Below are 12309 nucleotides of genomic sequence, written 5' to 3' on the forward strand. Positions count from 1 at the left end.
AACGTGATCAAAACCTGGAGGGATTGTAAATGAGCCAAAACAGCCAAACAAATAAAACGATGCCTGCACAGCATCAGGATGTGCAGCCCGGGCACGAAAATCAGATGAACCCAAAACCGGAGTTTGACAGCCATGACTATAAAGGCAGCGGCAAGCTTTCGAATAAAACAGCGATTATCACAGGCGGTGATTCAGGCATCGGACGATCGGTAGCCGTTCATTATGCAAGAGAGGGCGCAGATGTCGTTATCTCCTATTTGGATGAACACGATGATGCGAATGAAACGAAGCGCCTTGTGGAGCAGGAAGGCAGACAGTGCCTGCTTATTCCCGGAGATATCGGAGATGAAGCTTTTTGCGCACAGGTCGTAAACGAAACAGTCAGCAAGTTCGGCAAAATTGACATTCTTGTCAACAATGCCGCCGAGCAGCATCCGCAGGCTGGCATTGAGGAAATTACAAAAGAGCAGCTTGAACGCACATTCAAAACAAATATTTTCTCTTTCTTCTATATGACAAAAGCAGCCCTTCCCCATCTGAAGCAAGGAAGCAGCATCATCAACACTTCATCCATCACAGCTTATGCAGGAAACGAACAGCTGATTGATTATTCAGCCACGAAAGGTGCCATTACGACGTTCACACGATCCCTTTCCATGTCTCTTGTGAAAAAAGGCATCCGGGTAAACGGCGTAGCTCCGGGTCCAATCTGGACACCGCTCATCCCTTCAACGTTTGATGCAGAAAAAGTTTCAGAGTTCGGCGCCGACACGCCAATGGGACGCCCCGGACAGCCTGATGAACTTGCACCAAGCTACGTATTCCTCGCAAGCAGCGACTCAAGCTACATCACCGGACAGATGATTCATGTGAACGGTGGTAAAATCATTAACGGCTAAGAAGAAAAGCGGAATCGCCCGTTTAGCCCTGACAGGCAGAAAAGAAATCACCCGAAAAGTCCGGTTTTGACTTTTTGGGGGATTTTGTTCTGACGGAAGGGCTGGGCGATGGAGCTGGACACCACGAAAAGCGGAATCGCTCGTTTAGCCCTGACAGGCAGAAAAGAAATCCCCCGAAAAGTCCGGTTTTGACTTTTTGGGGGATTTTGTTCTGACGGAAGGGCTGGGCGATGGAGCTGGACACCACGAAAAGCGGAATCGCCCGTTTAGCCCTGACAGGCAGAAAAGAAATCACCCGAAAAGTCCGGTTTTGACTTTTTGGGGGATTTTGTTCTGACGGAAGGGCTGGGCGATGGAGCTGGACACCACGAAAAGCGGAATCGCTCGTTTAGCTCCGGGAGTCAGATAAGGAAACAGCGGCAAAGGCGCTTTTTGCCTTTGGCGATGATTCCGTTCTGACAGAGGAGCTGAGCGATGGAGCTGGACAATGAAGAAAAGCGGAATCACCCATTTAGACCTGACAATTAGAAAAATCTCATAAGTTTACCGCCTGCAGAGAAAGCCCGTATCCAAAACGGGCTTTTTTCGTGTCTTCAAATTATATATTCTTAAGAAAATGTGCATGTGACCTATACTATTAAGAAAACGCTTACATATACTGTATTAGGAAGGAGGGGATAATGATGGATCGATTAACTTTCTTATTCCTTGCAGCCATTCTTGCAGGCTTTGCTCTAGTTGAACTTCCGCTGGCCGGAACATTCCTTGCAAGCCTAGCACCGTTTACGACAGTCGTTGGCGTTTTAGCAATCTTAGTTTTTTCTTTCGTTTTGATTTTCCACGGCGTCAAAAGCTTATTTAATAAGTAGCTGATTTCAAGGCCGGAGATTCTTTTCTCCGGTCTTTTTGTGCTGCTGGAAATGTCTTTGATGAGCTGAGTTCAGTAAGCAATAGATAAATAGGCTAACATAATTCTTTCTTCCGCATACCCTAAATTTGAGCAAGAGAAAAGCTCACGATTTCATGATTGGAGGAGACACAACCATGAGTAAAGATGGATGCGGCGGCGGATACAATAATGGATTCGCGCTAATTATCGTATTGTTTATTTTGCTGATTATCATCGGTGCTTCTTTTGTCGGCGGCGCTGGTTATGGTCCTGGACCTGGCTACTGCTAAAAACACAAAAAAACGGCTTGCAGTGCAGGCCGTTTTTTTAAATGAAATTTTACAGTGCGTTTGTTAAAACTTCTGTCAGGACAGGTACAATTTGTTTCTTGCGGGATACAACGCCTTTCAGCACCGCCATGTTATCAATAAGCTTTACATCGTATGCCTGTTCTACCGCTCGTGTTTCACGGCCAAGAGCAATGGCAACGGAATCATTGATCAGGATATCTGTTACGACAAATACGAACAAGTCCAATTCTTTTTCAGCGATAACCGCTGAAACCATCGCTTCGATTTCTTCTTTATGAACAAGAATGTCGTTAGGGTCTACCGCATTTACCTGTGCAATCTCAACTTTGTAATCGCCCATTGAGAATTCTTTTGCATCAAGAGAAATGAGTTCTGAAACTGTTTTGCCGCTGAGGTCAGCTCCTGCTTTCAGCATATCAAGTCCGTACACTTCTGCATCCACGCCGGCAATGGCTGCAAGTTCTTGCGCAGCTGCTACATCCTGCTCTGTGCATGTAGGTGATTTAAACAATAATGAATCAGAGATGATGGCAGACAGCATAAGGCCCGCAATTTCTTTTGGAATGCTCACGCCGTTCTCTTTGTAAATCTTGTTCAGGATTGTAGCTGTGCATCCGACAGGCTCCGCGCGGTAATAAAGCGGATCGCTTGTTTCAAAGTTTGCGATGCGGTGATGGTCAATAACCTCAAGTACGTGTACTTTTTCAATGTCACTGACACTTTGCTGGCGTTCGTTATGGTCGACTAAAATGACCTGGCTTGTCTCATTCGCAGCTGTTTCGATCAGTCTTGGAACGTCAACTCCAAATGTATTCAGAGCAAATTCTGTTTCGCCGTTGATTTCTCCGAGGCGGACAGGCTCTGCATTCATGCCTAGCTTTGTTTTAAGATCAGCATACGCAATTGCAGAGCAAATCGTATCTGTATCCGGGTTTTTATGACCAAAGATCAATACTTTTTCCATCTGAAAAACTCCTTTATTCTATCTGTTTTTGCTGAATCAGCATGCATTCTCTTATTTTAACAGAAAAATGTCTTTAATGGATTGTTGTTTTTGATTTCAATGTCAGGCTGCTTTTATGATCATTGGAAATTCTAAATTGTACCGGTTCCCTTGCGCTCCAGTCACTTGCTTTCCGCGGGGAGTGCCTTCCGCTACAATCCACTGGAGGTTCAAGCATTTTCATTTTATTATGACCGCTTACCGCCCTCTTTTTCAAGTGGACAGGTTTATCTGCCGGCTGCTTTATTCACCGGGAAGTATCCCGCTTCTTTCAGCGGATCGAGGTCTTCATCCTCTTCGGCCATTTCCGTGAAGATGAAGTCTTCATCAAGTTCATACAGGGCCTCAAGCTGTTCTGCGGCTTCTTTAAACCGTTTCATTGAGGCAAGATAGCAGGCTCTGTTATAAAGACAGAGAAGATCCTCAGGCTCAAGTGCAATTGCCGCTTCAACAGCTTCAAGTGCTTCTTTCAACTTGAATTGATGTCTGTATATGAGGCCAAGCTGATTGTAATTGTCGTGGTCGTCAGGGCTGACATCCATCGCCTGCCTGATGTGAGCTTCCGCCTGCCGGTATTTTTCATCTTCTGTATAGAGTCTTGCCAGATGGAAATGTCCCTTTTCCACTTCCGGATCAATTTCCAAAGCCCGTTTAAACGCACCTTCTGCCTCTTCAAAGTCTCCGAATTCAAGCAGGGCGATGCCAAGAAGACTGTAATAGTCTGCATCTTCCTCGTCCTCAATCAGTGCTTCAAGTAGACCGCATGCTTCTGACAGGTAGCGGACTGCTTTCTTTTCGCCTGCAGCAGCCGCTTCTTGAACAAGAAGGCCTGCAAGTTTATAGGCTGCGGCAGGTTCAAATGAATGGCGCAGTGATTGCTGCAGCACTTTAATGGCATCCTCGTTAAGTCCAAGCTGGAGGTAACAATCAGCAAACCAATTGACCGCTGTCCCGTTCTCCCTGTCCAGTTTTACTGCCTCTTCGTATAAATGGATAAGAAGCCCAAGCTTTAAACTCGCTTTTGAGAAACCTGTAATCCGCTTCAGCCAGCCCCTTTGCTTTTCAGCATCTTCGAACGCTTCCTGCATAGCGTTTAAGTGTCTTTCATAAGAAAGAGCCGCATGCATAAAAATGATGCTTTTTTCTTCATTAGAAACCTTCCATTTTTTCAGTTCTCCTTCAAGCTTTTGTATCGTCTTTGTTTCAATCATCAAATCAATCAGTGTGTCATAAAGCTTCCTTGTACCCGGATGATCATGGATCAGCTTGTACAGGAGAGCTTTTGCCTCTTTTGCTTTCCCGCGCCTGATAAGGAATGCTGCATAATGATGCTGCACCTGCAATTGGTCCGGATCAAGTTCAAGAGCCTGCATGAGGTGCTGTTCCTCTTTCTCAGCATCGCCGAGTTTTGCATAGACATGTGAGAGAGAATGGTGAAGGAATGCCTCTTCCACTGTTCCTTCAAGCTTCAATAGGTCCTGTTTAAAGGACTCTGCTTCTGCTTTTGTTTCCATTAAATCCAGCAGAACATCTGCTGAAATACAGTAAGGATCAACATGGAAAGCGGACAGGAGATAGTCTTTTTCTGCAGTCTTATCTTCTCTGCGGTTTGCAACTGATGCAAGGTCGAGCATCGCCTGTTCATGTTTCGGATCCAGCTCGAGAACTTTTTTATAATGACGCTCCGCCTCCGTGTACTCTTCAAGCTTTAAGGCAACCTCGCCAAGCCGGTAATACGTGAAAACTTTTTCATCGCAGATTTCAGCAGCCTGCCGGTATAATTTTCTTGCTTTAACAATTGAGCCCTGCTGTTCATGAAGATAGCCCGAATAGGCTAAAATGGCCGATTCGCTTACTTTCCCTTTTAAACGTTCATAAAACGCAAGGCCTCTCCGGTAATGCGGTGTTTCAGCAATCATGCCCGTATAGATTTCCATTGCCTCTTCCACATTTTCGTCAGCAAAGGAGATTGCTTTTTCCATATAGGACAAAGCAAGTTCTTCGAAAGCCTCGCTTTCATCCATTTCGCTGCTTGCAGCAAACATCCGTTTCCCGGCGTTAAAGAGAAACTCGCTGTCATGCTGAAATGCTTCATAATGCGACTGAATTTCTTTAAAGAAGCGGGCTGTATCCCCTTCTTCTTTGTAAAGAGCAGCCAGAGCAATCCGTGAAAATGCGTCCTTTTCATCAAGGGCAGCCGCCATGCTGTAAAGTTCCCTGGCCTGCTGATACTCTTCTCGATTCTCCCGAATAACGCCCGCTGCATGAAGAAGCTCTGTCTTGTCATCTGCTGTTTGAATTCCCTGATCAAGAGCGCCTAGAGCCTTCTCCTCATCCTTAAAAACGGAATCATAGAGGTCCGCAAGTTCAATAAATGCTTCTGCTTCAGCCGGATCAAGGGCAGCAGCGGTCCGGAATCCGCGGAGTGCCGCCCGGTATTTGCCGAGGGCCAAGTCGCATTTCGCCCTTTGAAGCCAGACGTACCCGTCATCTTTGTTTTCCCTCAGGCATTCGTGAAGCAGGCCTCTAGCCTCCTCCGGCCGGTCTGCTTCAAGCAGAAGGAGGCAATGATTGACGATTGTGAAAAGATCCAGGCTGTTAATATCCATTGCAATTTCAGAAAGCCTGAGCGCTTCTGCCGACTGGTTTCTGCTGAATGCTGCCATCGACAGGTAGGTCCATAACACGTGGTCTTCAGGCTCTTTTTTCAGGGCTTCTTTAAAAGCCGAATAGGCTTCATCGTACTGCCCGGAACCGTAGCTGATTCTGCCTTTTGTCAACCAATAGACCCCCGGATAATGGCGGGACTTGGTGCTGTTCAAATAGCTTTCTGCCTGTTCATTGTTTTTTGCGCTGTAATAGGCCATAGCGGCTGTAAGACTGTGGTATTCCGCCTGTTCTTTATGCTTTGAAATGACTTCTGCAGCTGCGCTTAAGATTTCTTCATCCACAACACCCGGCAAGTATTTCATGATATAGGCGGACACGGCCATGTGCCCGATATTCTCTTTCAGGAAATCCTGATCTTCACGGCTGAGTTCCTTATGAAAAATTTCGGTCAAAGTGAAAAGTTTTTCAGACATCTCATGTACGTGATCAGGCAGAAGGCCGGACAGGTTTGAGTGTCCCATTGGAGAAATGGCAAGCGATAACGCACCATTGTTTCCAAATTCGCGCTGCAGATCTTGATACATCAGCTCGTGCGTATATCTGTTGTTTGGGTCCTGCACGTGAAAAACCTGAAGTCTGTCATCATACCCGACAATCAATTGAACATGGGACGCCGTAGGGTAATCAATATTAACCATAATGGCTATATCACGGTCAAGCAGCTCTTTAAATACCTCTTCGTTTCCAAAAAAATACGTGCACCGGAATTCTTTTTCTTTAAAATAAGCAATCATCTTAGAAAGCTTTGATCCGTTTACGGCAAAAATGGATTCGGCAATCTCATCCTGTTTTACGGTTTTCCCGTACATGCTGAAAACCATCTCTGCACAGGCAGGAACACAATAGTTGTACTTCTGCACGACCGGTTTATAAGCGGTATTTTTCTTTTTAAAGCTGCCTTCTTTTTTAAAATGCTTAAAATAGGACTTCTCTTTAAAATGGCTGTGTTTGTTTAAGTAAGATACAAGAACATCAAAATCTTCTTCCCCGTAATGGGATTCGGCCGTGTAGTATTCGGTCATTTTCTTGTAATCGTGGTATGGGGTAAGCTCATTCAGCCGCTGAATTGTCTCCCGCATCTCTTTCCACTTCTTTTGCTTTGAACAAAGCCTGATTTTTTCAATAAGAAGTTTTGGGTAATCGGGGTACAGGGCAATCGCTTCGTCAAGCTCACGCTGTGCACGTACAGCCTCCCCTTGAAGAGCATCATGCTGAACGAGAAGCAAACGGGCAATCACACCGTCTTTCTTATCCTTCTTCCCCGCTTCAAGAAGGGAAACAGCCTTGTCCCAGTCACCGCTTTGTAGGTAGTAATAGCCCCACCTTGTATTCATGCCGTCCTTCGCCAGCGCTTCACATTTTTTCATATACTCATAGGCTGCCCCAAGCCTTCTCATCTGCATGAGAACTGTCGCCATGGAAAAAGAGAGCTTTTCTCTCAGTTCCTCTGTCAGCTCCTGTTTCTCAACCTGAACAAGCAGCTCTTCTGCCTCAATCAGCTTGTGTTCATCCGCAAGCTGTTCGCTGTACCAGATGGCCGTCTGCGGAGAAGGAGCCGTCCGGTACATATCCCGAATCATAATGGAGCTCAGCTGATCCATCAGGCTTTCCTCTGCTGCAATCAGCAATTCCTTCATTTCCTTTTCATTGCTGCCGCAGCGGATAAAAGATTTGAAAGCTGTCAGACTATTTTTCGCTGCCATTTCCTGATACGCCTCTGAAAAGTGAGAAACTGCCGCCTTGTATTCTTGCTTTTCAAGCATTTCCTCTATGTATGATAGATTCATTTTTACCCCTCGCCCGTTAGTTTGTAAAACGCTTTATAAGGTAACTATACTCTGTTCCGGTGCTTTTGCAATCCATTTTTCCATGCAAAAAAAACCCGCATGAAAGCGGGTTCTGGCAGAAGATATTCAGTTGATTTCGGATGCCATGACTTTGATGAAATCAGTCAGAAAATCCTGATAGTTAAAATTCAGTGCAATGGTATGTTTCGCGCCAGGCGGGGTGAGGTGATTACGGAAATCGGCAAAGCTCATTCCTCTTGCATCTCCCAAAACACAAACAGAAACGGTTTTTTTGACAGAATAAATTTTTTCCTGATTCATCATAAAGTAGATGGCAAAGGCGTCGTGGATCGATGGACCATTCTGGTGCGGCCTAAGCTTCGCATAAGCGTCTGAATAATAATTCGTTACAGACGGAATCAATGCTTTAAACGGATTTTTTGAAATGGAATCGATGTACGCGGCAGTCTCTCTCGTTACGATGGCCCGGTCCGTCACATTGAGGGGCGCGATATGGACACTTTTTGCATAGTTAAGGACAACATTTGCGGCGACAGGATCCCCGTGGTAATTTGCTTCAGCAAGCGCCGTGACGTTTCCGGGCACAAAAAAGGCGCCGCCCATGCTGAATATATCGTTCACCTGCTGCAGCCTTTCAAGGTTTAAATTGAAGGCATGGGCAAGCGATGTGGGCCTGCCGATATCGGCAATCGTCAGATCAGGGTGTTTTTCAATCAGTTCAAATACATGGGAAAACCTTTTTAGATTCACCCTGATTCCTTTTGGAGGCCTGATTGGCCCGAGTCCTTCCGCGCCGTGTATTTCCGGATAGTAGACAGACAATTCACCGCTTAACGGGAAGGTAGCCCCTTCAATGACCGGGATATCTTCTCTCCCTGCAAGTTTCAGCAGATAGGCAGTATTCTCTGTTGCCTGCTGCTTTGAGACATTGCCGAAACTTGTGACAATTCCAAGCAGTTTTATGTCAGGGTGCAGCAAAGCATAAATAATCGCAAGCGAGTCATCAATGCCGGGGTCGGCAAACAGCAGAAGTTTTTTCATGCATCAGTCACCTTTTTCCATTTGATAGTTCACTATATGAAGGAAAAGCCGTTTAGAGAATTCCTATTTTATCCAAAGGGTTTTTGGTGAACCAGGTGGTATATAGTTCTTAAATCATATTGGGAGTGAGAAAATGGAAGCACAGGTACCGCGCAGAGGGATGGCAGGTAAAAAGAAGGGAATTTGGATCGGAACGATAGGACTGCTGTTTTTGATTACTGGAGTCCTGGTTTTTGTAAACCTTTACATAAGCAGAAGCCTTCCTGTTTTATCTGGAGAATTATCCGTTTCAGGTCTTTCGGCAGAGGTGTACGTCACAAGGGATACGCATGGTGTTCCCCATATCCTCGCCGGATCTGATCAAGATCTCTACACAGCTCAGGGCTATGTTCAGGCACAGGACAGACTTTTTCAAATGGATTTAAGCAGAAGGCAGGCATCCGGAACACTCAGCGAAGTCGTTGGGGAAGCAGCCATCGAAAGAGACAAGTTTTTCAGGACACTCGGACTTAGAAGAGCAGCTGAGGCGTCCTATCCAATTTACGATGAGACATCAAAAAAGGCGATGCAATGGTTTGCAGACGGTGTGAATGCCTTCATCAAAGAGGCGGAGGCTGAGGGAAAACTGCCGTTTGAATTCAGGATACTGGGCTACGAACCAGCTGAATGGACGCCCGCTGATTCCCTGACGATAGGGAAATATATGGCCTTTGATCTCGGCGGCCACTGGTCTGGACAGGCCTTCCGCTACTGGGCCATGGAAAACCTGCCGGAAGAAAAAGCACTGGACCTTTTCCCAACGTATCCAAAGAATGCACCTGAAATCATCTCTTCCTACAAAGATTCGGATTTAGATATTGAAACTGGATTTGCTTCTGCCGTTATACCGCCGGAATTTAACGGAAGCAACAACTGGGTAATAAGCGGAGAAAAGAGTGAAAGCGGCAAACCGATGCTTGCAGACGATCCCCACCTTTCGCTCGGCACTCCGTCCATCTGGTATCAGATGCATCTGCAAAATGAGAACATGAATGTAAGCGGCGTTATTTTTGCGGGAGTTCCGGGGATTATTCTAGGTCATAATGAAGACATCGCATGGGGTGTGACAAATACCGGCCCTGATGTGCAGGATTTATATATCGAAAAACGCAATCCTGAAAACCCGAACCAATTTTTATACAACGGAAGCTATGAGGATGCCGCTGTCATAAAAGAACCGATTGCTGTAAAAGACGGAAAAACGATTGATTATGAAGTAGTAGAAACGAGACACGGTCCGATCATTTCGGATTTTGCCCATGATTCAAAGAAAGACACAGCGCTTGCAATGAAATGGACGGCCCTTATGCCGTCAACCGAATTTCAGGCAGTTCTTTCGATGAATAAAGCGAAAAACTGGGATGAATTTGAGCGGGCACTTGCCGACTTTCACGTTCCGACCCAAAACTTTGTGTTTGCCGGCAAAGACGGAACGATTGCCTACAAAGCAAACGGGAAAATTCCGATCCGCAAAAAAGGCGACGGCATGCTGCCTGTTCCGGGATGGACAGATGAATACGAATGGGAAGGATTTATTCCATATGATGAGCTCCCGAGGACTGTTAACCCCAAGGAAGGATTTGCTGCCACCGCAAACAATAAAGTGATCGGCGATGACTACCCATATCACATCAGCCATCATTGGGCACAGCCGTACAGGTATATGAGAATAAAGGAAGTATTGGAGTCCAAAGAGAAGTTTTCCCTTCAGGATATGAAAGACCTTCAAATGGACAAGAAAAATCTGTATGCTGAAGAATTTTTAAAGCCCCTTCTTGAACAGCTTGAAACGGCTGGTTTAAATGAAACCGAACAAGCAGCAGCGGACCTGCTTGGCAGCTGGAATATGACTGACGATAAAGAGCTTGCGGCACCCCTTTTGTTTCATTTATGGATGAAGCAGATTCCAGCCGTGCTGTTTGAAGATTCCATTCCGAAGAAAATGGATGATTTATTTGAAGGGAAACAGGGGATAACGGATGAACTCTTAAGGCGGGCTTTGAACGGGGATGAATCTAAGTGGTTTACAGATCAGGGCGGATTCCAGCAGGTTCTTCTCGCTTCTTTTCAGGATACCGTCAGTCTGATTCAAGAAAAATACGGCAATGATCCTGACAGCTGGAAATGGGGTGAGTATCATCAGCTTTATTTCGCCCATCCGCTTTCTTCCGCTTCACCTGTTCTAAAGTGGCTTTTTAACAGGGAAAATCCTGTGCCTGTCGGAGGCAGCCAAATTACAGTGCAGGCTGCAAACTATAACGCGGAAGGCACAGTGAATCACGGAGCTTCATGGCGGTTTGTCATCGATGCAGCTGATCTCGGCAAAGGCCACCATATTGTAGGGCCTGGCCAGTCAGGGCATGTTAAGAGTGAATGGTACAAAGATCAGCTTGATGATTGGGTAAATGGAACCTATCATGTGACAGATATTAAAAAGGCCGAGGGGAAAAAGACGCTTGTGCTTGTGCCGGGCGGCTGAATACAGCAGATGAAACAAAAACGGCCCTGAAGGCCGTTTTTGTTTAGATTATCGTTGTTTTTTTTGCAGGAACGTATTCTCTGCATGATTGACGCTTCATCAGCTTATGCGGGATGATAATGCGCTTGATCGGGTCCATCGGATCTTCCACCAGCTGAATGACATGCTTGGAAGCTTCATAGCCTAATTGAAAAATATTGATATCAACGGTTGTAAGCGGCGGTCTTGACACTTCAGAAAGCATAACATTATTGAATGATACAACAGATACATCATTCGGAACATTAATGCCCATATCATCAAGGGTGTTCAGCACCCCAAGAGCCATCAGATCGTCTGCTACGACAAGAGCTGTTGGAGGCTCATCCAGGTTAAACAGTTCCTGAACGGCTGCCTGCCCGCCCTCTTTTAAAAACTGTGCGTGGATGATGTAATCATCACGGTAAACAAGGCCTGCGTTGCGTATCGCTTTTTCATATCCCAAAAGGCGCTCGACCGTTACGACAAGCTTGAGATTTCCCCCGATGAACGCAACCCGCTCATGGCCAAGCTGAATCAGATGATCCGTAACTTCCTTCGCTGCACGGTAGTTATCATTGTCTACATGCGTAATGTGCTCGACATCTTTAAATGGCTTGCCGACAATGACAAACGGGAATTTTTTTCTGAGAAGATATTTAGTCAGCTTATCGTCTACTTGAGAATACAGGAGAATGATGCCGTCTACCCGTTTCCCTTCAACCATTTGCACGACGCCCTCCATAATTTCAGCGTCCGTTTCACCCGTCGACATATGCAGAGCATAATGTTTTTGATGGGCTCCTTTGCTTATGCCGCGGATAACTTCAGGAAAGAATGGATTTAAGAACGCTTTGTCAGCAGAACCCGGAATCACGATGCCGATTGCCTGGGTTGACTGATTGGCAAGACTTCTGGCAATGAAATTGGGATGATACCCAAGCTCACTCATCGCTTCTCTAACTCTCTCTTTTGTTTTTTCACTTATACGCGGGTTATTAGCAATCACTCTCGAAACTGTTGATGGAGCTACATTTGCTAACTTTGCGACATCTTTTATTGTTGCCACAATCCCATCCCTCTCTTACTGGCATGATCGGAGATTTTCTTCTCCGGATAAGTATCATTTAATCTATCACGAATGCTTTAAAG

At 45.7% G+C, this 12309-nt stretch carries 8 protein-coding genes; 4 read left to right on the forward strand and 4 right to left on the reverse strand.

All coding sequences use genetic code 11. The annotated features are described in order from the left end of the window. Nucleotides 1–29 precede the first annotated feature (29 nt). From MHB63_03740 to MHB63_03750, 3 genes are all read left to right on the forward strand, one after another. Entirely contained in the window at nucleotides 30–899 is an 870-nt protein-coding gene (locus MHB63_03740; protein MEK3805701.1) for an SDR family oxidoreductase, read from the forward strand. A gap of 683 nt (nucleotides 900–1582) precedes the next feature. After that, entirely contained in the window at nucleotides 1583–1768 is a 186-nt protein-coding gene (locus MHB63_03745) for a hypothetical protein (GenBank protein MEK3805702.1), read from the forward strand. Nucleotides 1769–1943: 175 nt separating this feature from the next. Continuing rightward, entirely contained in the window at nucleotides 1944–2078 is a 135-nt protein-coding gene (locus tag MHB63_03750) for a YjcZ family sporulation protein (protein MEK3805703.1), read from the forward strand. A gap of 49 nt (nucleotides 2079–2127) precedes the next feature. Here MHB63_03750 and MHB63_03755 read toward each other — a convergent pair whose 3' ends face one another. From MHB63_03755 to MHB63_03765, 3 genes are all read right to left on the reverse strand, one after another. After that, nucleotides 2128–3063, reverse strand: a complete 936-nt coding sequence (locus MHB63_03755) for a manganese-dependent inorganic pyrophosphatase (GenBank protein ID MEK3805704.1) — start codon at nucleotides 3061–3063, stop codon at nucleotides 2128–2130. Between the two features lie 266 nt (nucleotides 3064–3329). After that, entirely contained in the window at nucleotides 3330–7559 is a 4230-nt protein-coding gene (locus MHB63_03760) for a tetratricopeptide repeat protein (protein MEK3805705.1), read from the reverse strand. 126 nt (nucleotides 7560–7685) lie between these two features. Then, nucleotides 7686–8621 (reverse strand): nucleoside hydrolase, encoded by a 936-nt coding sequence (locus MHB63_03765; protein MEK3805706.1) that lies wholly within the window; start codon nucleotides 8619–8621, stop codon nucleotides 7686–7688. Nucleotides 8622–8754: 133 nt separating this feature from the next. On the opposite strand from MHB63_03765, the gene MHB63_03770 reads away from it, so the two are divergent. Further along, the gene (locus MHB63_03770; protein MEK3805707.1) at nucleotides 8755–11139 is read left to right on the forward strand and encodes a penicillin acylase family protein; all 2385 of its coding nucleotides are present in this window, start codon (nucleotides 8755–8757) and stop codon (nucleotides 11137–11139) included. A gap of 43 nt (nucleotides 11140–11182) precedes the next feature. On the opposite strand, the gene MHB63_03775 is transcribed toward MHB63_03770, so the two are convergent. Further along, on the reverse strand, nucleotides 11183–12229 hold the full coding sequence (locus MHB63_03775) for a LacI family DNA-binding transcriptional regulator (protein MEK3805708.1): 1047 nt from the start codon (nucleotides 12227–12229) through the stop codon (nucleotides 11183–11185). Nucleotides 12230–12309: the final 80 nt, after the last annotated feature.

The sequence above is a fragment of the Bacillus sp. FSL H8-0547 genome (assembly GCA_038002745.1).
Lineage (GTDB): Bacteria > Bacillota > Bacilli > Bacillales > Bacillaceae > Bacillus_P.

Coding starts and splice junctions, on each gene's coding strand:
- MHB63_03755 (MEK3805704.1), bottom strand. CDS start 3,063: ATGGAAAAAGTATTGATCTTTGGTCATAAAAACCCGGATACAGATACG.
- MHB63_03740 (MEK3805701.1), top strand. CDS start 30: ATGAGCCAAAACAGCCAAACAAATAAAACGATGCCTGCACAGCATCAG.
- MHB63_03750 (MEK3805703.1), top strand. CDS start 1,944: ATGAGTAAAGATGGATGCGGCGGCGGATACAATAATGGATTCGCGCTA.
- MHB63_03760 (MEK3805705.1), bottom strand. CDS start 7,559: ATGAATCTATCATACATAGAGGAAATGCTTGAAAAGCAAGAATACAAG.
- MHB63_03745 (MEK3805702.1), top strand. CDS start 1,583: ATGGATCGATTAACTTTCTTATTCCTTGCAGCCATTCTTGCAGGCTTT.
- MHB63_03770 (MEK3805707.1), top strand. CDS start 8,755: ATGGAAGCACAGGTACCGCGCAGAGGGATGGCAGGTAAAAAGAAGGGA.
- MHB63_03765 (MEK3805706.1), bottom strand. CDS start 8,621: ATGAAAAAACTTCTGCTGTTTGCCGACCCCGGCATTGATGACTCGCTT.